This window comes from Sandaracinaceae bacterium (genome assembly GCA_020633055.1).
Taxonomy (GTDB): domain Bacteria; phylum Myxococcota_A; class Polyangia; order Polyangiales; family Houyiibacteriaceae; genus JADJJE01.
The window spans coordinates 548961-571029 of record JACKEJ010000004.1 but is presented as its reverse complement, the minus strand read 5'-3'; the positions used below and the strand labels follow the sequence as shown (position 1 = coordinate 571029).

Here is a 22069-nt window from a genome sequence, read left to right as displayed (position 1 = left end):
CATGCCCCGACACCCGACCACGTCTCGCGCTGCGGACACGGTCACCGACAGCGTCTACACCACCCTGGGCTCGCGAGCGGCGGCCTCTGGCCGAACCGTCCATCCCCTGCACGTCGGTGACACTTACCTCGAGCCACCCCCCATGGCACGGGTCGAGGCGCGCGCATCCGAGCAGAGAGGGCTGTACCGTTATGCCCCCGTGCAGGGCGTGCCCGAGCTGCTGCGAGCGGTCCAGGCGCGCATCCGGGCGCGGGCGGACTGGGAGGTCCCGCTCGAGGACATCCAGATCATGGCAGGCGCCACGGCCGGGCTGAACGTGGTCTGTCAGGTGCTGTTCGAGCCGGGGGACGAGCTCATCCTCCCCGCGCCCTTCTGGCCGCTCGCGCGTGGGTTGGCCGCCGTGCGCGGCGCGCGCGCGGTGGAGGTGCCGTTCTTCACCGAGCTGGACGAGCCCGGTTTCGACCCCGAGGCAGCGCTCGAGGCGGCGGTCACGGAGCGCAGCGTGGCCATCTACGTCAACACGCCGCACAACCCGACGTCGCGGGTCTTGAGCGACGATGTGTTGGCCGCCATCGGGCGTGTGGCGGCGCGGCACGACCTCTGGATCCTGGCCGACGAGGCCTATCAAGACCTGTGGCTGGGAGAGCACGCGCCCGCGCCTGTCTACACGAGACCGGACTTTGCGGGGCGCACCATCGCGAGCCACACGCTCAGCAAGAGCTACGGCTTCGCGGGAGGCCGCGTGGGCTACACGCACGGGCCGTCGGCGGTGATGGCGAAGGTGCGCGGCATGCAGACCTTCATCACGTACGGCGCGCCCACGGCGATGCAGCTCGGGGCTGCGGCGGCGCTCGAACAGGGAGGCGACTACCTCGCTGAGTGTCGTGAACGATACAGGCGTGCGGGCGCGGCGGCCGCTGATGTCATGGGCGTCGGAGCTCCTCGAGGGGGCACCTTCCTGTTCGTACCCGTATCGCACCTGATAGGGGATGCGGCGGACGCCACCCCGCTTCTCGAACGCTGCGCCGACGTGGGCGTGCTGCTCACGCCCGGTTTGGCGTGCGGTCAGGGATACGAGAAGTGGGTGCGCATGTGCTTCACGGCCGTCGACGAGCCCGCGCTGCGCGACGCCCTCGACCGCATCGCCCCCATCTTTCAGGGCAGGCCGTCCTGATGTCCCGCGCCCCGCTGCGGCGTTTGGCGTGGTGTGCGACGGCGCTGCTCGTGATGGCTGCGATCACCCTGCGCGCGGCGGACGGCGCGGCGCAGCTCCCCAGCTTCGAGGACCGCGTGGGCCAGGAGACGGTGGAGGGCTGGGTCGTCGAGAGCGTCGAGCAGCAACCGGAGTACATCCGGCTGCACTTCGTCCGGGACGACGAGCGCGCTCACGTGGAGATCATCGCGCGCACCCAGCTGGAGACCGACGTCGCCAGCGAACACCACTCGCTGCAGGCTGCGCCGGAGGGGTTCGCTCCCGAGGGGGTGCAGGAGGAGGTGTTGGCTTGGCTGCACGAGGCGGAGAACGCCCCGACCGAGGCGGAGCTCGAGCGGGCGGCGCTGGCGCGCTCGGTGCAGGTCGGGCGCGTCATCACCCTGCTGCAGGGCGTGCTCGCGTTGGCGGTGTTCTTCGGCCTGCTCGGGGCGCTCTCGCACCTGCGCGACGTACGGCAGGCGCGGCTCGCCCAGCGCGCCCCGGAGGACGACGGAGACGCCGACGATGGAGCGCACCGGAGGCCGCGCAAGCGCGCCGCGGCGTGGGTACGGCATGCTTCCCCGCTCGTGGTGCTCACGGCCAGCGGGGCGCTGCTGCGTGTCGCCCAGGGCATCCGCACGCCCGGGTTCGAGGGGCGCCACGGCGAGCCCTACGGCTATGCCGACATCGCCGCCACGCTCGGCTTGGGGGCACCAGGCCTCGATCCGAACGGCAGCGGCATGGCCGCGCTGACGGAGCTGTGGTTCGCGCTGCTGCCACGTGAGGAGTGGGCGCTGCTCGCGCTCCAGGCCAGCCTCGGCATCTTGATCATCCCGCTCGTCTACCTCGCCGCGCTCGCCTGGCTGAGGGTGCAGCGCGAGGCGACCTGGGCCGCCGCGATCTACGCGCTCGTGCCGTGCGCAGCGTACTTCGCGATGACCGAGGTGCGACCCGTGCCTGGCGCGTTCTTCGTCCTCTTGTCCTTGGTCGTGACGGGCGCTGGACTGAGCGCGGGGCGGGCGCTGTGGCTGCTGTCTGGCGGGCTCTTCGCCCTCGTCGCCACCAGCTTCCACCCCGTCCTCTTGCCGGCGCCGCTGGTGCTCGGCCTGCTGTGGGTGGCTCGCCGCGATGCCTGGCCGCTGCTCCGACAACCGCGCGTCCACCTCGCCCTCGCGTCCGTGGCCGCGGTCTGGGCCATCTTGCTCCGCCTGTCCTGGCTGCAGCTCAGCCTGGGCGCGACCGACGCGGTGCTCGGGGGCGACCCGACCCAAGCGCTGCAGAGCGCGTGGCGCGTCGTGCTACCGACGCTCGGGCTCCCGGACGCGCCCTTCAACGCGTTTCTCAACGTCCATTGCACGCCCGCGCTGGCCGTCGGGTGCTGGTTCGCCGCCGCGCTCGCCGTGAGGCAGCCCGAGCGGCGCGCGACGCTGCTCACGCTCTTCGCCGCCGCGGCGCTCATGACGCTGCCAGGCATGGTCGGGGGCCGCTACAACCTCCCGCGCCTCCAGTACGCGGCCGTCCCGCTGCACGCGATGCTCGCGGGGGCAGGCAGCGTGGCGATCCTGCACGCCGCGTTCGTGTGGCTGGGCCCGGCGCGTGCCCGCCGCTACCGGCACCTGGTCCCGGCCTTGCTCGCCCTCGGGCTCGGTGTCTCGGTGGCGATGTCGCCGGGCCCCCTCAGCGACCCCACCGTCTACGAGGGTGAGCGTCGCGTGGCCTTGCGCGCCGTCCCCGCGTTGCTGGACGCGGGACGCACCTGCGAGGTGTGGCTACCTCCCACGCCCGAGGGCCCCTACGCGCTCGGCCCGACCTACCTGACGCTGGACGCCATCGCCCCGAACCGTTGGCGGTCGGTGAGCGCCCCGGAAGCCGCCCGCATCGAGGTGGGTCGTTCGCTGCGGCGCTACGGTTGTGGCTACTACTACCGTCCAGCCATCTGCTGGACCCAGCGGGCTGACGAGCTCCCGTCGGGAGAGCCCGACGGACCGCGCGACGAGTGTGTCGCCGTCGAGCGGCGGCTGCACCTGACGCCGCTCCACGTGGAGTCCATCCCCGCGCATCCGGCGGCGGCGGTCAGCTACCGCCGACCGCTCGTCGAGGTCGGCTTCTTTCGCGTGGACGGCGTCGTGCTCTGATACAACTGCGCCATGAGCGCGCACCCCATCCAGCTCGTCATCTTCGGGGCCACCGGCGACCTCACGCTGCGCAAGCTGATGCCGGCGCTCACCCGTCTGGCCGAGAAGGGCCTCCCTGAGGAGGGCTTCCACGTGGTCGGCGTCTCGCGCGCCAAGCGTACGGACGACGAGTACCGCGCGGCGCTGCGTGAGGCGCTGCCCGAGAAGCAGCGGGCCGCGTTCGATGCCATCGCCGCGCGCGTGACCTACCGCTCGGGCGACGTGATGCAGCTGGACGACATGCTGGGGCTGCGCGCCCACCTCGACACGCTCCCAGGCGGCGACGCCTCGACGCGCATCTTCTACCTCTCGCTGGCGCCTGCGCTGTTCGCCTCCGCCGTGTCCCACCTGGCGCAAGCGGGCCTGGTCGAGATGTCGGAGGACGCTACGCAGGGGGCGCGGCGCGTGGTGATCGAGAAGCCGTTCGGCGTGGACCTGGCCAGCGCCCGTGCGCTCAACGCGGAGCTGCACGAGCACCTGCACGAGAAGCAGATCTACCGCATCGACCACTACCTCGGAAAAGAGACCGTGCAGAACCTGCTCGGCTTCCGTTTTCACAACGCCATCTTCGAGCCGCTGTGGAACCGCAACCACATCGAGCTGGTGCAGATCACGGTGGCCGAGCCGCTGGGCATGGAGCGCGGCCGCGGCGCCTACTACGACCAGTCCGGCGCGGTGCGCGACATGCTCCAGAACCACATGCTGCAGATCCTCGCGCTGATCGCCATGGAGCCGCCGCCCTCGCTGCAGGCGGACGCGGTGCGCGGTGAGAAGGTGGACGTGCTCGAGGCGCTGCACATCCCGGACCTCGCGGACGTGAAGCACAGCGTGGTCCGCGCCCGCTACACCGGCGGCGAGGTGGACGGGGAGACGGTCCCCGCTTACCTGCGCGAAGAGGGGGTGTCGCCACAGAGCGTGACCGAGACCTATGTGGCGGTGCGTGCCGAGATCGACACGTGGCGCTGGGCGGGCGTGCCGTTCTTGCTGCGCCACGGCAAGCGTCTCCCGCAGAAGTTCACCGAGGTGCAGGTGCAGTTCCGCACCCCGCCGCTCTCGCTGTTCAACCGCCCCGAGGGGGTCAGCCGCCCCGAGTTCCGGCGCCTGCTGCGCGACCGCAAGCTGGGCCGGAAGCCGCCCAACGTGCTCACCCTCAGCATCCAGCCGCGCGAAGCCATCACGCTCTCGTTTGGCGTGAAGCGCCCGGGAGCCGACATGGAGATGGCGTCCGCCAAGCTCTCGTTCGACTATGGGCAGGTGTTCGGGGAGGAGAGCGCGCCAGCGTACGAGCGGCTCTTGCTGGACGCCATGGAGGGCGACGCCACGCTCTTCCTGCGGGCCGACGAGATCGAGGCGTGCTGGCGCTTCGCGGACGCCATCCGCGACGCGTGGGAGAGCGACGACCCGCCCCCGATCCTGTCGTACCCGGCGGGCACCTGGGGGCCGGCCGCGGCGAACGCGCTGTTCCACGGGTGCGAGGGCTCGTGGAGCACAGGAGAAGACGCGTGACGCGCTCGGTCGCGGACGCAGCTCACGCGCCGCGCGTCGTGCAGCACGCGGACCCCGTCGCCCAGGCGGTGTCTTTGGTGGTGGGGCGGCTCACCTCCGTGCAGTCGCCGCGCCTGGCCGTCCCTGGCGGCTCGGCGGCGGCGGCGGTAGGCCCCATCCGCGAGGCCCTGGGTGCGCGATGGAGCGACGTGTTGCTCACGTACACGGACGAGCGCTGCGTGCCCTACGCGTCGGAAGACAGTACACGCGGGGCCCTGCATCGCGAGGGAGCGCTGCTTGCGAGCCACCCCCCGGCCTACGAGTTGCCCCTCTACCAAGACGGGGAACGTCCGCACGTCGCGGCCATGCGCGCGTCGCTCCCGTTTCGGCGGCGCTTCGATGCGCGGCTGGACGTCGCCCTGCTGGGGCTCGGGCCGGATGGGCACGTCGCGTCGCTCTTCCCGGGGCACCCCGACCCAGGACCTGAGACGTACATCGCGCACGTGGACGACAGCCCCAAGCCTCCGGCGGCCCGCGTGACCCTCACCCGCCACGCGCTCATGCGCGCGGGGCTCTGCGTGGTGCTGGCCTTCGGCGAGGCCAAGCGCGAAGCGTTGGAGCGCGCCCTGCGCGGCGCCCCGAGTCTCCCCACGACGGGGCTCCCCCACCTCGTGTTCGTCACCGACCAGGACGTCAGCCCATGACCCAGCCCAGCCCAGACTCCGAAGCTCTCGACGACGTAGCCGTAGTCGGCCTGGGCGTGATGGGCGCCAACTTGGCGCGCAACTTCGCGCGGCGCGGCCTGCGCGTGGGGGGCTTCGACCTGGACCCAGGGGCCGGCGCCCGGCTGGCCGCGAGCGAGCCCGACGGGCAGTTCTGCATCTCCGCGTCGCTGGCCGAGATGGTGGCGCGCCTCGAGCGGCCACGCCGCATCATCCTGTTGGTGAACGCGGGCCCTGCCGTGGATGCGGTGCTCGACGGACTCGCCCCGCACCTCGAAGCCGACGACATCGTGGTCGACGGCGGCAACAGCCTCTACACGGACACCGACCGTCGCAACGCGCGCGCGGCCTCCGAGGTGTGGCGCTTCGTCGGGATGGGCATCAGCGGCGGCAGCGAGGGGGCGCTGCTGGGGCCCAGCCTGATGCCGGGGGGCGACGTCGAGGCCTGGCGCCGCCTCTCGCCGGTGCTGACCGCCATCTCTGCGAAGAGCGCGAGCGGCCCGTGTGTGACCTACTGCGGGCGCGGCAGCGCGGGCCACTTCGTGAAGATGACCCACAACGGCATCGAGTACGGGGACATGCAGCTCATCGCCGAGGCCGCCACCTTGCTGCGGAGGGGCCTCGGACAGAGCGCGGCGCAGGTGTCCGCGACGTTCGCGGCGTGGAACGAGCAGGAGCTCGACAGCTACCTGATCGACATCACCGCCGACATCTTTCTGGCCGACGATCCACAGCAGCCCGGCGCGCCGCTGGTGGACGCCATCGTCGACCAAGCGGGCCAGAAGGGCACGGGCCGCTGGACCGTGATGGCCGCCATCGAGCTGGGCGTGCCGATCCCCACCATCGCCGCCGCCCTCGACGCGCGCGCGCTATCCAGCGGACGCGGCTTGCGGCTGGAGGCCGAGGGGGCCCTGCGTCCCCGTGACGCCGAGCCGTTCGCGGGGGTCGACGTGGACACGCTGCGCCGCGCGCTCTTCGCCTCGAAGATGGCGAGCTACACGCAGGGTTTCGCGATGCTGCGGGCGGCCAGCGCCGAGCGCGACTATGGCATCGACCTGGCCGAGGTGGCGCGTATCTGGACGGCGGGCTGCATCATCCGTGCGGGCTTCCTCGGGGTCATCAGCGAGACCTACCGAGCGGACCCCGAGCTGCCCCTCTTGGCGCTTGCCCCGGCGCTCGCGCCGCAGCTGCGTGAGGCCACGCCTGCGCTGCGCCGCACCGTGTCCGCCGCGGCCTTGGCGGGCATCCCGGTGCCAGCGCTGTCGGCGTCGCTCGGCTGGCTCGAGACGCTGGCCACGGCGCGCGGCAGCGCCAACATCATCCAGGCACAGCGCGATTACTTCGGCAGCCACACGTACAGGCGGATCGACGCGCCCGACGTGCCCGTGCACACCGACTGGCCGCGCCGCGGGCGCTGACGCATCGTCGTGCCGCGCGCCGTCACGCGTTCGCGAACACCTCGAGGATGCGCGCGCGGTACGCGGTGTGCGCGTCGGGCGGGCAGAAGTGACGCGGAGGGCTCACGCCCTTGATGTCGAGCAGGCCGTCGTACTCGGCCACCTTGCGCAGCACCTCGTCCGGCGTGCCGGCGGCGCAGTAGGTGTCCACCATGGCGTCCGTCACGAGGCTCACCGCGCCCCGCTTGTCGCCCGCGTGGAAGCGCTCGCGAATCGCCGTCACCTCGGCCGAGAAGCCGTCAGCCGCGAAGAGCGGCTCGTAGGTCCGCACGGTGGCGTAGAACGCGAGCGGGCCGCGGGCGTGGTGGCGCGCCGTGGCGCGGTCGTCGTCGATGGCGCACGTGATGCCCGCGCCCAGCGTGAAGTCCTCGCGCGCGCGGCCAGCCTTCGACAGGCCCCGGCCGATGGCCGGCAGCACCTCGTCGCGCAGCTGCCGCGGCGAGACGAACACGTGCCCCAGGACACCGTCCGCGACCTCGCCGGCCAGCTCCAGCATCTTGCTGCGGTTGGCCCCGAGGTGGATGGGGATGCGCTCGCGCAGGGGCGCGACGGGGCGCTGGTAGCCCTCCATGTGCACCTTCACGAACTGCCCGTCGAACTGGATGGGCTGTCCCAGATGCGCGTGCGCGTTGAAGTGCCGCAGGAACGCCACCACCTCACGCATGTGGGCCACGGGCGGCCCGAAGTTCGTGACGCCGTGCCACTGCTCGTTCAGCGTCTTGACGCCCGTGCCCAGCCCCAGCGTGAAGCGCCCGCCGGTGAGCGCGTCCAGGTCGAGCGCCTCGAGCGCCAGCGACAGCGGGCTGCGCACGAAGGCGAGCGCGATGCCGGTGCTCAAGCCGATGCGCGACGTGCTCGCCGCCACCGCAGCGAGCGGGACGAACGGGTTGGTGTACAGCTCGGACGCGATCAGGGAGTGCACCCCCGCGTCTTCACAGGCGCGCGCGGCGCTCACCAACTCGGCCGCGGAGCTGCCCGTCAGGTGCAGCGAGATACGATGACGCATGGGCCGCACTTCACTGCACGCCGCGGGGCACGTCAACCCGCGGGACGTGAGCCGCGCCTCGTGCGCCTGCTACTCGTCCTCCTCGAACTCCTCGGGCTCGAGCCCCATGGCGTCCTCGAGGTACGCGACGAGCTCCTCCGGTTGGTCCTCCCAGCGGTCTTCGATCGGGAAGCCGGCGCGTGACCAGCCCTCGAAGAACTCATCCGCCTTGAACACCTCGGCTTCGTCCAGTGAGGCGTCGTGGTGAACGATCGCGATGCGCTCGCCAAAGCGCGAGGCGTAGACGGCGAGCCAGGTCGCCGCGCCAGGGTCCTTCGCGAAGGGGAGGATGCGCGTCGTGGCCGGGTCGGCTTCCGTCATGCTCAAGAGCCGCTCACGCTGGGCGATCATCTCGGCGGGTGTGAGAAGGAAGAGGCCGCCCGTGCCGCCCCCCCACGACGTGTCGTAGCGCTCGACCCCGTCTTCTTCGAGGTGCCAGCAGAGCTGCGCGGACATGGCGACGTCTCGTAGGAAGGTCGCGACCACATCGGGCAACGCAATGCCGGCGACGTCCTCCACGTGGCGCACCTCCTCGTCGGAGGCGCGCTCGGAGTTCAGCTGGAGCCGCAGGTTGACGGCGAAGTGCGGGTCCTCTGCGAGGGCCTTGTCCAGTGTGACCAATCGGCGGTGGAGCTCGGAAGCAGTGATTCGACTCATCCGGAACAGTTTGCCCACCGACTGTCGATCCGTCACGACTTCTCGCGCGACGACGATGCGCTCGGCACGGGTCGCCGTCAGCGGAGCGTCGCCTCGCCCTGCACGGGCTGTCCGCTCCATGGCGAGAACGTCCAACGCACGCGAGCGGGGAACGGGGGACAGCGCACGACGCTGTAGGTCACCTGGCCACGGGGCCCGAGGGTCACCCGACGGGGAGCCGGGTACACCTCCGGGCCGATCGCGACGGCAGGGACGCTGTCGATGTCCACCTGGAAGGGGTTCGTGGAGATGCCCATCACCCCACCGGTCAGGAAGTCCACCGTCGCGGGAGAGTCGGTCGCGTTGACCAGCACGCCGGTGATGTGGACGGCGTCACCCACGCGCGCAACGTTCGCCTCGAAGCTCACGCCAGCTCGTGGCCACGCGGTGGTGGCGGATGGCTCCACGTCTTCGAACGACGTGCCGGGCGTCGCGGTGATGTCGTAGCGTTCCGTGCATCCCTCGGCCTCCTCCACGCTCAGTGGGTCGTGGGCTTGCGCCTCGCGTGTGTCCGCGGGCGTCGCGGACGGGCCTCCACAGGCAGGGAACGAGACGGCCAACATCAGAGCGATGAGCGGAGCGCGCACGAACGCATCATACCCTCTCAGCACGGGTCCTGAGCCGCCCGCGCCCGGCGCGTCGCGCGTCGCACGTCGCCGTGGGCCGACCGGTGTCCGCAGGCGTGGGCGTGCTGCGCGCGCGGCTCACCAGCGCGGGTATGGCTCGTCCACGTCGTACGCCAGGTCGCGCAGCGTCCACCGGAAGAACACGAACTCTCCCTCGGGCTCGTGCCAGACCACGTCGCCTTCGCTGGGCACCTCCACCCGGTAGGCCTCCTCGCCAGTGTGCACGTCGTAGTGCGACCACGCGCTCGCGCGGACGGACCACGGCCGCAGGACGGCCGCCTCCCCGCCGCCCTGGTAGCGGTCGGCCCGCAGCGAGACGAAGCGCCCGTCGTCGTCGAACGTGAAGTCGGCGCTCGCCTCGACGCCTTCGTAGCGCATCGTCGCGCGCGCCTCACGTTGGTCGTCTGCGCCGGCTTCCCACGTGATGTGTGGGCCGAGCGCAGCCGCCGGGTACCACACGCTCTCACCCAGGTAGCGCAGGAGGGCGCCCTGATCGATCTTCGCGTCCGCCGCGTCCACGACCGGGACGAGCCCTCCCGCGTCGATGCGCATGCGTCCACGCCCGCGCTCGTACGTGTCACGCCCGACGATGGGCACCCCGAACATGGCGAGCTTCACGTGCCAGAGAAACGCGGGCTGGGCGAGCGCGACGTACTGTCGAGCCTGGATCTCGAGGAAGCCTTGGCCCGGCGAGAGCTGCATGGACCCCGACTGCTGAAGGCGCACGGTCCGCGGCGCCGCGTGTCCGACCACGCCGCTACGTTCGAGGTAGCGCCGCACGGCGGGGGGCAACGTCGCGGTCGGGAGCGTGCTCTCGATGGGCGCCGCGTCGCGGTTCGCTGCGCTCACCAGCGCGTCCGCTCGCGCGTGCGTGACGCGCTCGAAGCGCGCGACGCCGAAGCCCACCGCGACGCCCACCACCAACAGCACGTTCGCCAGCGTGCCGAACTTGGCGTCCGACCACGCCGTGAACACGAGCGCCTGCGACAGCAGCAGCCCGACGGCGGCGGGCATCCACCACGCCGCGTGCCTGGCGGTGAGCATCCCCACGGCCACCAGCAGCAGCCCACAGGCCGTCAGCCACAGCACGCCGACGGGACGTGAGATGGACGCGCTCAGCTGGGCGACGGGCGCGAACCCGAAGCCCTTGACGAACCCGAGGAGGTGGATGAGGGCGTGGATCACCACGAGGACCGAGAAGGCGATGCGCATGCGTGCTCCGACGTATGGCGCGCTCCATGGAGCGCGACCTGTCGCGCAGTGTACCCGCGGCGGTCTGGCGCGGCGCGCGGCACGAGACTCAACTCGCCAGCTGACGCACCCCCTCGGCGAGCGACGTCGCGCGGACGCCAAAGCGCTCACAGTACGCGTGGTCATCCACCAGGTAGGGCCTCTCCCACTGCGGCAGCATCTCGATCAGGCCGCGCGTCGACGCGTCGAACAGACCAGCCACGCGCAGCAGCCAGCGCGGCCCAACCCGTGGCTCGACCGGCGTGCCGAGCGCCGCAGAGAGCGTGCTCACCAGCTCGCGTGTGCTGACGTGGATCACGGGGGCGTGGAAGACGTGACCCAGAACGCTGTCGTCGGCGAGCGCCAACGTGACCAGCGCGTCCACCACGTCGTCGCGGTGCGCGAACGCATGCGGAACGTCGGGGTCGCCCAACACGAGCGGGCGCTTGCCGCGCCGCAGGTCCGCGAGCCCCTGCTCGGTGATGAGCGCGCTGTGCAGCCCGGGGCCCCAGAAGTCTGGCGCGCGCAAGGTCGTCGCGCGCAGTGAGCCGGCGCGCTGAGCCTCGGCGACCATGTCGGCCAGCTGCTTGCGCACCCGGCCCTTGGCCGTGCTGGGCGTCTGTGGGGTGTCGGGGCTCAGCGGGGCTGCGCCCGTCTCGTAGAGGTACAGGGCGTCCAGCAGCACCAGCCGCGCCCCGCTCTGCCCGACGCCTGCGATCAGGCCCGCGTGCAGCGGCGGGAGCTCCCGCGCCCACACGTCTGCGTCGTAGGTGGCGGGGTTCACCGCGGCGATCACAGCCTCTGCGCCCTCCGCTGCGGTCGCCACGGCGTCCGGGTCGCGCGCGTCCACGCAGACGTGCTGTGCGCCGGCGGGCACCTCGCTCGGGCGCGTGCGGCTCAGCCACGTGACCGAGTGCCCCAACGCCACCAGGCGCCGCACCACGGGCGTGCCGATCTGCCCCGCACCCACCACCACCATCTTCCGACTCTCGCGCTCGTCTCGTTCCATGTCGTGCCTCGCTTTCGGGGTCAGCATGACGCGCTCGAACGAATGCCGAAAATCGATTGAAATGCTATGAGGCATGCATGCAAGACATGGAACTGCGCGCGCCCACAGAGCTGCTCCCCGCGCTCTACGCGCTCCTAGCGACCGAGAGCGTCACCCTGGCCGCGCGGCGCATGCACGTGGGGCAGCCCGCGATGAGCCGCACGCTCGAGAAGCTGCGCGAGGCGACGGGAGACGCCTTGCTGGTGCGCGCCGGGAGGAGGCTCGTACGCACGGAGCGTGGTGCCGCGCTGTTGCCCGAGGTGGAGGCGCTGGTCGCGGGTGCGGCGCGCGTGCTCGCCCCGCCAGCCCCGTTCGTGCCGGCCGAGGCCGAGGGGAACGTCACGCTCGCGCTGGGGGACGACCTGCAGGCCATGCTGGCGGGCGCCCTGCTGTTGCGCATTCGCGCGGAGGCGCCTGCGCTGGACGTGCGCGTTCGTCCGTTGGGCCTCGACACGGCACGCGAGGCGCAGCGAGGCCTGGTGGACGTGGGCGTGTTCCCGGACGTCCGCGGGGAGTACGCCATCCCCGAGCTGGACGCCCTCGTGCTCAGCCCGCAATACGGGCGACGCTTCGTCTGCGTGACGCGTGAGCGCCGCACGCTGTCGCTCCGTGCCTTCTTGCGCGCCGACCATTTGTTGGTGTCGCCCACCGGCGGCGAGGGGGGCTACGTGGACACGGCGCTCGCGGCCCTCGGCGAGCGCCGCCGGGTGGCGGTCACCGTACCCAGCTTCCAAGCCGCGTTGAACATCGTCAGCCAGACCGACCTGGTGGCCACGCTGCCCGAAGACGTCACGCGCGCGCTCGCCCCAACCCTGCATCGACAGCGCTGCCCGGTGACCACCCCCGTCCTCCCGATGTGCGTCTCGTGGGCTTCCCGCTTCACGCGCGACGCGCGCCACCGGTGGCTGCGCGGGCACGTGACCGCTGCGCTCGCAGACTTCGGAAAGGGTCTCCCACGTCCATGAACGCGGGGTGTTGCGCGCGCTGCTAGCATGGCGCTCATGCTTTCATCTTTGCTTCCCCGCACGACGTGCGCGCGCCCATCGTGGGCGCGGACGATCTGCTTCCTTTACCCACTCGCCGTGCTCGCGCTGCCGGGTTGTCATGGGGGGACCGCGTCCCCCGACGGCGGCTTGGACGCCGGTCTCGCCGATGGCGGCGATCCCGACAGCGCGACCCCCCACGACGGCAGCGTCACCGATGCGCCCGCCTCCGACGGAGGCACGGACGGCGACACGCTCGACGGCGACACGCCGCCCGACGCGGCGCCCGACCAGGACGTGGATGCGGGCCAGGCGCAGCCTGCACGCCTGATCGTGCTCGGGCCCGACGGGGAGGTCGCGTCATTGAGCGCAGCGGCCCCGCACTCCGTCGTGACGAGCGCCGACCTCGGCGGCGTGGCCAGCAGCGTCACCTGCCGCGGGCTCCGCTGCGTGGTCGTTCATCCGAGCCCAGTCGACACGGTGGACTTGATCGACGCGCTCAGCCTGAGCGTCACGCGCACGTTCACGCTCGCCACGGGCGCCGATCCACGCTTTGCCGCGTGGGTGGGGGACGACAGCGTCGTGGTCACCCAGTACGAGCGCGCTTCCGTCGTGGTCATCGACGTGCCTTCGTTGACCACCACCAGCGTCAACCTGACGGCGTTGGCCGACGCCGACGGCCTCCCCGAGGCGGGGCGCGTCGCAAGCTGCGGTACGCGCGCCTACGTCCAAGTGGCGCGCGTGGAACACGACTCGGGCGCCGAGTCACCGGTGGGACCCGCGCTGGTCGTCATCGACCTCTCGCTGCCCAGCGGGAGCCGCGTGGTGGACGTCGACCCCATGACGGCCGGCGTCCAAGGGGTGGCCTTGGGCTCCCGGGCGGACTTCGACATGCCCGTGGACTGCGCTGGAAGGCGCCTCTACGTCGCCGAGCCGAGGCCGCTTTTCTCGGGTGGCGGTGCGTACCAAGTCGTCGACCTGGACACGTTCGAGGTGAGCGCCTTCCCCTTCACGAACGGGGCCCAGGTGGGTGGCTTCGTCGTCGTCGACGCCGTGCTGGGGTGGCGCATCACGCACACGGACTTCGGCCCAGGTGCGTCCTCGCACCTCGAGCTCGTGGGAGCGGGGCCCTTCTCCACGTACAACACCTTCTCGGGTCGATACGTCGACGAGCTCGCGCTGGACCGCGTCGAGGACCTCGTGTTCTTCCCCGATCCGTGCACCGTCACGCCCGCCAACCAGGGCTGTGAGCGAGGGGTCCACGTGTTCCACGCGCACAGCGGCGACGTCGCCAGCGACGACCCCATCGACGTCGGCTTCGATGCCATCGACGTCGCGGTGGCGCGCTGACGAGAGCGCGCTGAAGGACCCCGCTGCGTCTTGTCGCAGGGTCCTGCACCCGCGCAGCCTGCGACACTGCGCTCGGCCAGCAGACCGATGGCAGTCGAGGGGCTCACCCGAGCGCGCCCGGGTGGGCACACGGCGAGGAAGCGCGGCACGCGGAGTCAGTCTTCGTCTTCGTCGTAGTCCCCGTCTTCGTCTTCATCGTCGTCGTAGTCCGCGTCTTCATCGTCGTCGTAGTCCGCGTCTTCATCGTCGTCGTGGTCCCCGTCATCGTCATCGTCGCCCTCGTCATTGGCTTCATCGCCCTCGCCGAACGCGTCCACCTGCCACGCCTCCACCAGGTACGCGAGGACGTCCTCCTCGTCCTCCGTGTCGATCTCCACGACCTCCTGCACGGCGTTCACGATCGCCGCCAACACCGTCGCGGGCACGTGCTCGGCGAACAGCGCGACCGTCTCCTCGAACACGTCCTCGTCGCGGTCGATGCGCTTCAGCGCGCGCCGCAGCACCTTCTCGGGGTTCATCCGGATGCCGAGCGTCTCCTGCACGTTCGCCAGCACGTCCGCGATGCCCTCCAGCTCCTGGTCGTCGATCTCGCCGTCGGCCCCCGCCGCGAACAGCAGCACCAGCGCCAGCCGCGTCTCGAAGGCCACGTCGCCCATCGCGTCCCACATGGCAGCGAAGTCTTCGTCGCTCATCGCGGCGAGCTCGTTCTCGACGTCGCCGATCAGCGACTCGTCGTCGTCGGCCCAGGTGGACTCGTCCAGCTCGGGCTCCTCCACGCGGCGGATGACCCAGCTGTCCCCGTCGTTGAAGCGCGGGTTCATCAGGTAGGCGTACGGGATGTAGCAGTAGCCGCGGTCACCCCACTCCTCGCCCCACGAGTTGCGCACGATGAAGACCTGATCGCGGTCCGAGTAGCCCACCGCCAGCATGGCGTGCCCGGCGTGGTCCTCTCGCTGCGCCTCGCGGGGTGATGGCGAAGGCACCAGCCCTGGGCGTCGCTGAGCGTCGAAGCTCTCGTACAGGTTGATACCGAAGATGATGGGGTGCCCCTCGGCGAGCGCCGCCTTCCAAGCCTCGAGCCGCGTGGGCACCTGCATCACGTCCTCGACTAGGAAGTAGCTCGCCTCGTCGAACGCCTCCTCCGAGGGGGTCTCGTTGACGAGCTCGTCGTCGAAGGGCCAGGACTCCTCGGAGCAGGCGCCGAACTCGCGCAGGCCCTCGATGGCGGCGCCGATCATGGTGCCCTCGTCTTCGAGCTCGGGTTCGCTGGTGGGATCCTCGCCGGCGGCGACCGCGCGCGCGACGAAGTAGATGAACAGGCGGCTGACGTCGTAGGCGTCGTCCTGCCGGTGCTGCTTGACCAGATACTCGTAGGCCCCCGCGACGGCGTTGGCGACGCAGCTGCTCGTCTCGCTCTGGTTCTCCACCGCTGTCATGGCCGCCCGCAGGTCCACGCGTGCGGGCAGTCGCGCGGCAGTCACGCGCGTCGCGCTGAAGCGCTGCCCCTCCCAGCGCTGCGTCGGGGCCTTGTAGCCCGACAGTTTTCGCACGGTTCCATCGGGCCGCTCATAGGTGAAGTTTTTGGTCACGAGCGGAATCGTACGCCGCCCTCGATCCCGCCGGCTAGAGCGCCGAGAGCCCCCGATCCGAATTCCGAGCGCTCCTCGGCCGTCCCCCGTGTTCTACCCTCCCTCGATGGGTCGCTCGAACCTCGCCCCGCACGACGCCGCCAGCCTGCTCACGTCCCTCGAACGCTACGCGCCCCTCCACGCAGACACGCGCACGGCGCTCCTCGGCCTCTGTCGTCCCGTCCGCTTGTCCAAGGGAGCGTTCTACTGCGCACCCGGCGAGGAGCCGAAGGAGTTCGGCTACGTGCTCCACGGACTGTTGCGGGGCTATGTCGGCGACGACCACGGCGCCGAATACAACAAGGTCTTCTTCGACGAAGGAACCTTTCCGGGGTCGATGGTCGCCCTCCTGCGCGGGCTCCCGTCGCGCGTCGCGATCCAGGCGCTCGAGCCCACCCGCATGATCTCGATCGACTTCACGGGGTACCGTGCGCTGTTGCGGGAGCGACCAGACCTGATGTGGTTCCAGATCCGCTACCTCGAGGAGAACTGGCTACTGGCCAAGGAACCACGCGAGGTCGCGCTGGTGCAGGAGGACGCCGCGAGCCGCTATGCGCGCTTCCTCCGAGACGCCCCGAGACTCGCGCAACGACTGCCGCTCTATCACGTCGCCTCCCACCTGGGCATCACGCCGACGCAGCTCAGCAGGCTGCGCCGCTCCCTCCCCACGGACGCCGCACGTGATGCGATGCCCGTCGGCGAGCGCGTGGCCCCTGGAACCGCCGCAGGGGGCGCGACGGCCCGTGCAGCACGGGGAGCAGGCGCGCAGAAAAAAACGCGCGGCTCTCAACCTATGTAGAGGCGGTGTCAGCGGCGCCCTCGCAGCATGGAGGTCATGAACTCGTTCGTCTGCTTCGCGCTCCTGGCAGGAGCGGCCATTGCCGCCCAGGCCAGCATGAACGCTCACCTCGGGCGCCTGCTCGGCAACCCCGCGCACGCGACCGTCGTCGCCTTCGGCGTCGGCCTCACGGCGCTGGTCGCTCTGCTCGCCTTCACGCGTCAGCCGCCCGACCTCGCGGCCGCACGGACCGTCCCACCGTACTTGTGGGTCGCGGGAGGCCTGCTCTCGAGCGTGGCCATCGTGGGCTTCTATTGGCTCATCCCGCGCATGGGCATCGGCCCCATGATGAGCGCGGCACTCACGGGCCAGCTGCTCGTGGCCATGTTGTTCAGTCACTTCGGGTGGTTCGACCAGCCCGTCGCCACGCTCACGCCCACACGCGTGGCGGGTGCCGTCACGTTGCTGCTGGGCGTCCTGCTGGTGAACCGAGGATGAGCGCCGTGTCCGACCACCTCGTCAACCTCCGCAACCTCACCTCGTTGTGGATGGCGCTGGGCGCGCAGCGACACCGTCTTCCGTCGGGCACCGTGCTCAATCGTTCGCTCGGCTGGCCCCATCGCCTGTGGTTCGACCCTGGCGTGACTCCTGCCCCCGACGACGCACGCGCGCTCGTCGCAGCGGCCCGTGCGGCGGCGTCCGAGGTCGTGATCCCAGACTGGGGGCCGCGCAGCGAGGCTCTCGGACCCGTGCTCTCGGAGTCGGGCTTCGCGGTCGCCTTCGAGCAGACGCTCATGTCGCTCCGACCCGCGCCCTTCCGGGACTCGCCCGCGCGGCTCGCCGGCCCCGTCAGGCTCGATGGAGCGGAGCGCGAGCTCACCACGTGGGCGCACGCGGCGTCCTCGGCGTTTGGCTATCGCGTCGACCCGACGTCGGTCGAGCGTCTGCTCGGCCACGAGGGCGCGCGTCTCGTGCTCGCGCGCGTGGGGGACGCGGTCGTGGGCACGGGGCTGCTCTTCGAAGCCGACGGCGTGGCTGGCCTGCACATGGTCGGCGTGGTCCCCGACGCACGCCGCGCCGGTTTCGCGCGTCACATCATGCGTGGGTTGCTGTCGCTCCACCGCTCTCCGCTGGTGACGCTGCAGGCGTCCGCCATGGGCGAGCCGTTGTACCGTCAGCTCGGCTTCACGGGGGGCACGCGCATCCGCAACCACATGCTCGTGGCGTCGTGACGGTGCAACTCGCCTGGGTCGTCGCTCGTGCTGTAGGCACGTGCGGCGCGACCATTGGGGGGTCACGTGCCGCTCACGCCTTGGCCACCGGGGTGAAGCCCACTCGCCACACGCACGCGTCGTCCCCGCGCGCGCAGCACGAGACGTGCTCACTGCGCGGTCGATCGAAGCCGACGGCCTCGCCGATGACCTCCGACCAGCCGGTGATCGTCGCGCAGAAGAGCTCGTCCGGCTCCGGCAGGTGGAGCAGCTCGATGTGCGCCTCCCGCTCGTCGATGCCGAGGATACGCATCTCGCCGCGGTCGTTGAACTGGTGCCAGAGCGTCGCGATGCGGCGCAGCAGGAACTCGGGGCTGGCGACGTACATCACGGCGCGCTTGGCCATGCTGCGCGTGTTGATGCGCGCTCCCTCTGCGCCGATGGCCTTGGACACGCTGCCGCGCGGCTGCCGGATCACCGCCTCCGCGTGGTGCAGGAACTCGACGAACTCGTGCTGCGGGTGCCACTCGATGGCGATGCCGCTGATGTAGCGCTCGCGCACGGGGGCGCTGCAGCGCCGGATGACCTCTCCGAGCGTGTCGCTCCCCTGCTGCTCTTCCACCCACTTCGCGGCGTTCAGCAGCGCCTGGGCTTTGATGTTCATCGTTCCGGCCATCGCGACTCAAAGCTGACGCACGCGCGCGGCTTTCGCAATGTGGCGACCGAAAAGTCACGTTAATCAGCGTGTCCAGTGGGGTCTGCGGCTGAATACACGTGGCCTGTCGTGCGTCGCGCAGGCTCCCGCGCGGGTCCACCCGTGGGACACGTTCATGCGCCGAGTCCTCCTCACCTCCCGCGCACCTTCGGGTGTGTCCCGTGGCTCTCTGGTACGCGTCGTCGCCTGGGGCAGCGCGTGCGTGGTCGCTCTCGGCACCTCGTCCCTGGTCGCACAGGGCCCGAGCTCCGGGGCGGCCACGCGGGAGGCCACTCCTGCGCGAGCCGACGCGGGCGAGCCCACCGTTCGGCGCGTCCCGATAGGCGCGCGGGTGGGCCTGGCGCAGCTCACCTGCCGGGCGATCGCGCTCGAACGATCGGTGGTCTTTCGCTACGACGCCCAGCTCGATCCGTGGTCCCTCCCAGCCCTCGCCGACGCCGGCGCGCTGATCGCGCAGCTGCGAGACGTGCGCGTCCGCGTCGAAGCCGACGACGCGTGGCACGACCCGAACAGGGCTGTGAACGTGTCCGAGCGGCGCGCCGCCGAGGTGATGCAGAGGCTCGTCGCCGCTGGGGCGCCCCCAGACCTCCTCACGTTTCGCGGCCTCGGCGACCAGCGCGTCACCCCCGCCAGCGCAGCGCCTCGTGGGGTCCGCCTGGTCTTGGTGGACCCGCCTTGGTCTTGTGATGCCGACCCAGCATCGGCCGACGCCGATGGGGACGGCCTGCCCGACACGGTCGACGCCTGTCCCAGCGAGCCCGAAGACTTCGACGGGGCGCGCGACGAGGACGGCTGTCCCGAACCCGAGCGAGGCCACGTGTCGCTCGGATGCGCCGATCTCACGCTCGATCGCCCGATCCGCTTCCGCGGTCGCAGCGCCACGCTCACGCCCGAATCCTCAGCCCGACTGGCTGCCGTGGCAGAGCTGCTCAGGCATGCGCCGTTCGTGCGGGTCGTCGTGATCGACGAGCGCGTGCATCACGATCCGCGGCGCCGGGAACCGCTCCCGGATGTGCGGGCGCAGGCGGTCCGTGCGGCCCTCATCGACGCTGGGGTGTCACCCGATAGGCTGGTCGCGCGGGTGAGCTCGGTGCTTGGGACCGTGCCCCGAGGATACGACATTCGGCTCGCGGTGTACGAGCGTGGCGTCCCCTGGCCGCAGGCCGACGACCCGACCTGCGACCCTGGCCGTCGACGTTCGCGCGCGCGCTGAATCAGAAGCTCAGTCGCCCCACGAGAGCGAGCGTGGTGCGGCGGCCGCGCGGGTCCCAGTCCAGCGTCGCCTGTGCGCCCAGCCCGGCGCCCAGCATGGCGCCGAGCGAGAAGCGTAGGGCGACGCGTGGATCAGCGCGCGTCTCCACGACGAGGCCGGCGCCAGCGGACAGACTCGGGATGAGGAACAGGGGTGCAGGCAGCGCACCCTCGAGCACCAGGGCCAGCGCGAGGCTGCGTTGCAGGTCCGACTCGACCAGCGCCTGAACGAACCCGTGGCGTCCGAAGCCCGCTTCGTAGCCGGCCCTGCCCACGAGTCGCTGCTGGTCCCCGACGGTCGACCCGAGCATGAACACGGGTCCGCCTCGCCGGAGCCAGCGGGGCGTTTCGCGCGGCCCCTCGAGCGTGACGTCGAGGTGGCGCGGCAGCGCGCTCAGCTGCGCCGCGACCAGCTCCGGCATGACCCCGGCGTCCGTCTCGACCGTGACGCGGCGCCCCACGCGGCTGGCCACCCGCACGCTGCCTCGCAGGTGCAGGCCGGGGCCCTCGAACAGCGGCACCCGGATCGAGCCGTCGCTGCGGTGGATGTGTTGGAACTCTCCCAGCGCGGCGTGGCGCGCGAAGGCTGCCTCGGCCACGAGGTACAGGCCCTCGCTGCGATCCTCCCACACCGTGCGTCGCACGCGCAGCCTGACGCGCCTCGCCTCGCCCGGCGCGAGGTCGAGCGTACCGCCGCCCTCGTCACCGAACGCGTGCCCGTCGACGTCGAGCCTCGCGCCGTCGATCGGTGGGAACGTGAGCACCGCTCCGTCGTTGCCTCGTACCACGAACGTCAGCGTCACGACGCAGCGGGCGCGATGGCGGGCCGTGCGGCAGCGCGTGTCGAGCGCCACCTCGTCTAGGTCTGCCTCGCCGACCGCCGTGATCGCGCCCAGGGGCGGCGCTGGCTCGGGCGGAAAGTCGGCGCGCGCGCGGGTGACGCTGGGTACGGCCGCAGGCACCGCCAGCGCGGCCCCGAGCGCGAGCCCGCCCCATACGACCGAACTGATGAATGCGAGGCGTGGACGTGTGCCCGCGCGCTGGGCGCGACGTGGACGGGTGGCTCGACGAGACAGCATCTCACGGAAAACGTGCGCGGGGCGTGCTGCTTACACGTCGCCGTGACCTTGGTGGCCGAACGAGCGCTCCCTCACCGCACTCTGGGGTTGGCCATTGGTAACTTACGTGTTACCAATGGCCAACCCCAGGAGTCCCCATGTCACTCGATCTCGCCGCAGTCCCCTGGCTCGCCGTCCTCGCCTCCGTGTTCGCCGGGCAGGTCGTCCTCACGCTCTGGTTCGTGGTCCTGTTTCCAGACGCCTGGGCGCGGGCGTACGGGGGTCCGACCATGACGAAGGAGCAACACCGCACCGAGGTGCCGCCGTGGACGTACGGGGTCGGCGCTGCGTGCACGGCGACGCTCAGCGTGGGGCTGGCGCTCTTGCGCGGAGCCCTCGGCGTCTCTTCCTTGGCGGGCATGCTCGCGCTGGGTGGGTTCGTCGCCCTGGTCCTGTTCGTGCCCATGGCGCTCCCCGCCTACGCCTTCACGAAGCGCTACGACGCGTTCTTGATCGGCGCGGGCAGCCAGGTCGTGCTGTCGCTCGTCGTCTCGGCGGTGCTGGCGCTGGTCGGGTGACCCCGCATCCGCCGCGTCAGCTCCGGAGCGCCTCGGACAGCGCGGCGAGGACGTGACCCCACGCGCGCTCGTAGAGCGCCACCTTCTCCACGAACGCGTCCTTGGGGCAGGTGCTGCCGCTGCGGTGGGTCACACACACGCGCGTCGACGAGCCCTCCGCGATGAAGCGAACTTCCACCTCGGTAGGCGTCATCGGCGTGCCGGGGCGCCACGAATAGCAGACGCGGTCCGGCGCCTCCCAGATGCGCACGGCGCCGAGGTCGAACTCCTCGCCGTTGGCTGCGCGCTCGAAGAAGCGACCACCCACGAACGGCTCCAGCCGCAGCTCCGACTCGCCGAACCGCCGGTGCCCGCGCGGCCACCACACGTCGATGCGCGACGTGAACACCGCGAACGCGTGCTCGCGCGAGCAAGCCACGTGGATCTCCTTCTCGAGGGGCGCGCCCGCCGCCGCCGAGCCGTGCTCATCCGCGCTCATCCTCGTCCTCCCGCGCGGTGTTCTCCGCCAACAGCTTGAAGCGCGCGAGCGCGATGTCCCAGAACCCGTCGAGCCACTTGCGCGCGGCGTCGAAGCCCCGGGGGTCCACCTCGTACACGTTCGTCGTACCCGTGCTCACGTGCCGAACGAGCGAAGCCTCCTCGAGCACGCGCAGGTGGCGCGACACGGCGGGGCGGCTGATGGGGAACTCGCGCGCCAGCGCGCCTACGGTACGCGGAGACTCGGCCAGCGCACGCAAGATCTCGCGCCGCGTCTCGTTGCCCAGCGCGTCGAGCGACTGGTCTGGCAGAGCCTGAGCTGGGCGAGGCATACAGTAACCATGGTGTTACGCTGTCGGCGACCC

Annotated in this window: 22 protein-coding genes; 12 read left to right on the top strand and 10 right to left on the bottom strand. The window is 71.2% G+C overall.

What is annotated here, in order from left to right; genetic code table 11:
• Position 1: 1 nt before the first annotated feature.
• From H6726_02285 to gndA, 5 genes are read left to right on the top strand one after another with little or no spacing between them, the layout of a single operon-like run.
• Positions 2 to 1174, top strand: a complete 1173-nt coding sequence (locus tag H6726_02285) for a pyridoxal phosphate-dependent aminotransferase (GenBank protein ID MCB9656450.1) — start codon at positions 2 to 4, stop codon at positions 1172 to 1174.
• Positions 1174 to 3327 carry a hypothetical protein gene (locus H6726_02280; protein MCB9656449.1) on the top strand — a complete coding sequence of 718 codons (2154 nt, stop codon included), beginning with the start codon at positions 1174 to 1176 and terminating at the stop codon, positions 3325 to 3327. The genes H6726_02285 and H6726_02280 overlap by 1 nt, the downstream gene beginning before the upstream one ends.
• Before the next feature lie 12 nt (positions 3328 to 3339).
• The gene (gene zwf / locus H6726_02275; protein MCB9656448.1) at positions 3340 to 4872 is read left to right on the top strand and encodes a glucose-6-phosphate dehydrogenase; all 1533 of its coding nucleotides are present in this window, start codon (positions 3340 to 3342) and stop codon (positions 4870 to 4872) included.
• Positions 4869 to 5555: a 6-phosphogluconolactonase gene (locus H6726_02270; GenBank protein MCB9656447.1), complete on the top strand. Its 687-nt coding sequence runs from the start codon at positions 4869 to 4871 to the stop codon at positions 5553 to 5555. The genes zwf and H6726_02270 overlap by 4 nt, the downstream gene beginning before the upstream one ends.
• Positions 5552 to 6991, top strand: coding sequence for an NADP-dependent phosphogluconate dehydrogenase (gene gndA / locus H6726_02265; GenBank protein MCB9656446.1), 1440 nt, complete (start codon positions 5552 to 5554; stop codon positions 6989 to 6991). Before H6726_02270 ends, gndA begins: the two co-directional genes overlap by 4 nt.
• Positions 6992 to 7013: 22 nt before the next feature.
• Here the strand turns inward: gndA and H6726_02260 are convergent, their stop codons facing one another.
• From H6726_02260 to H6726_02240, 5 genes are all read right to left on the bottom strand, one after another.
• Positions 7014 to 8036: an LLM class flavin-dependent oxidoreductase gene (locus H6726_02260; protein MCB9656445.1), complete on the bottom strand. Its 1023-nt coding sequence runs from the start codon at positions 8034 to 8036 to the stop codon at positions 7014 to 7016.
• A 69-nt stretch (positions 8037 to 8105) separates the two neighbouring features.
• The gene (locus H6726_02255; protein ID MCB9656444.1) at positions 8106 to 8732 is read right to left on the bottom strand and encodes a hypothetical protein; all 627 of its coding nucleotides are present in this window, start codon (positions 8730 to 8732) and stop codon (positions 8106 to 8108) included.
• A gap of 77 nt (positions 8733 to 8809) precedes the next feature.
• Complete coding sequence (locus H6726_02250) at positions 8810 to 9358, bottom strand: hypothetical protein (protein ID MCB9656443.1); 549 nt, start codon at positions 9356 to 9358, stop codon at positions 8810 to 8812.
• Positions 9359 to 9475: 117 nt separating this feature from the next.
• Positions 9476 to 10609 carry a hypothetical protein gene (locus H6726_02245; protein ID MCB9656442.1) on the bottom strand — a complete coding sequence of 378 codons (1134 nt, stop codon included), beginning with the start codon at positions 10607 to 10609 and terminating at the stop codon, positions 9476 to 9478.
• Positions 10610 to 10697: 88 nt separating this feature from the next.
• Positions 10698 to 11636, bottom strand: a complete 939-nt coding sequence (locus H6726_02240; GenBank protein MCB9656441.1) for an NAD(P)H-binding protein — start codon at positions 11634 to 11636, stop codon at positions 10698 to 10700.
• A gap of 77 nt (positions 11637 to 11713) precedes the next feature.
• Between H6726_02240 and H6726_02235 the strand changes: the two genes are divergently transcribed.
• Both H6726_02235 and H6726_02230 read left to right on the top strand, forming a co-directional pair.
• Complete coding sequence (locus H6726_02235; protein MCB9656440.1) at positions 11714 to 12640, top strand: LysR family transcriptional regulator; 927 nt, start codon at positions 11714 to 11716, stop codon at positions 12638 to 12640.
• 117 nt (positions 12641 to 12757) lie between these two features.
• Positions 12758 to 14008, top strand: a complete 1251-nt coding sequence (locus H6726_02230) for a hypothetical protein (GenBank protein MCB9656439.1) — start codon at positions 12758 to 12760, stop codon at positions 14006 to 14008.
• Between the two features lie 155 nt (positions 14009 to 14163).
• Here the strand turns inward: H6726_02230 and H6726_02225 are convergent, their stop codons facing one another.
• Positions 14164 to 15597, bottom strand: coding sequence for a C1 family peptidase (locus H6726_02225; GenBank protein MCB9656438.1), 1434 nt, complete (start codon positions 15595 to 15597; stop codon positions 14164 to 14166).
• A gap of 106 nt (positions 15598 to 15703) precedes the next feature.
• Here H6726_02225 and H6726_02220 point away from each other — a divergent pair, with 106 nt between their 5' ends.
• From H6726_02220 to H6726_02210, 3 genes are read left to right on the top strand one after another with little or no spacing between them, the layout of a single operon-like run.
• Positions 15704 to 16435 (top strand): Crp/Fnr family transcriptional regulator, encoded by a 732-nt coding sequence (locus H6726_02220; protein MCB9656437.1) that lies wholly within the window; start codon positions 15704 to 15706, stop codon positions 16433 to 16435.
• Between the two features lie 36 nt (positions 16436 to 16471).
• Positions 16472 to 16912: a DMT family transporter gene (locus H6726_02215; GenBank protein MCB9656436.1), complete on the top strand. Its 441-nt coding sequence runs from the start codon at positions 16472 to 16474 to the stop codon at positions 16910 to 16912.
• Positions 16913 to 16917: 5 nt separating this feature from the next.
• The gene (locus H6726_02210; protein ID MCB9656435.1) at positions 16918 to 17646 is read left to right on the top strand and encodes a GNAT family N-acetyltransferase; all 729 of its coding nucleotides are present in this window, start codon (positions 16918 to 16920) and stop codon (positions 17644 to 17646) included.
• 73 nt (positions 17647 to 17719) lie between these two features.
• Here the strand turns inward: H6726_02210 and H6726_02205 are convergent, their stop codons facing one another.
• Positions 17720 to 18289, bottom strand: coding sequence for a hypothetical protein (locus H6726_02205; GenBank protein MCB9656434.1), 570 nt, complete (start codon positions 18287 to 18289; stop codon positions 17720 to 17722).
• A 166-nt stretch (positions 18290 to 18455) separates the two neighbouring features.
• Between H6726_02205 and H6726_02200 the strand changes: the two genes are divergently transcribed.
• Entirely contained in the window at positions 18456 to 19553 is a 1098-nt protein-coding gene (locus H6726_02200) for a hypothetical protein (protein MCB9656433.1), read from the top strand.
• Position 19554: 1 nt separating this feature from the next.
• Here H6726_02200 and H6726_02195 read toward each other — a convergent pair whose 3' ends face one another.
• A complete protein-coding gene (locus tag H6726_02195) occupies positions 19555 to 20670 on the bottom strand; it encodes a hypothetical protein (protein MCB9656432.1) in 1116 nt (371 codons plus the stop codon).
• A 137-nt stretch (positions 20671 to 20807) separates the two neighbouring features.
• Between H6726_02195 and H6726_02190 the strand changes: the two genes are divergently transcribed.
• Positions 20808 to 21227, top strand: coding sequence for a DUF1761 domain-containing protein (locus tag H6726_02190; protein MCB9656431.1), 420 nt, complete (start codon positions 20808 to 20810; stop codon positions 21225 to 21227).
• 16 nt (positions 21228 to 21243) lie between these two features.
• On the opposite strand, the gene H6726_02185 is transcribed toward H6726_02190, so the two are convergent.
• Together H6726_02185 and H6726_02180 are read right to left on the bottom strand one after the other, a co-directional pair.
• Complete coding sequence (locus tag H6726_02185) at positions 21244 to 21705, bottom strand: SRPBCC domain-containing protein (protein ID MCB9656430.1); 462 nt, start codon at positions 21703 to 21705, stop codon at positions 21244 to 21246.
• Positions 21692 to 22036: a winged helix-turn-helix transcriptional regulator gene (locus tag H6726_02180; GenBank protein MCB9656429.1), complete on the bottom strand. Its 345-nt coding sequence runs from the start codon at positions 22034 to 22036 to the stop codon at positions 21692 to 21694. The genes H6726_02185 and H6726_02180 overlap by 14 nt, the downstream gene beginning before the upstream one ends.
• Between the last annotated feature and the right edge of the window lie 33 nt (positions 22037 to 22069).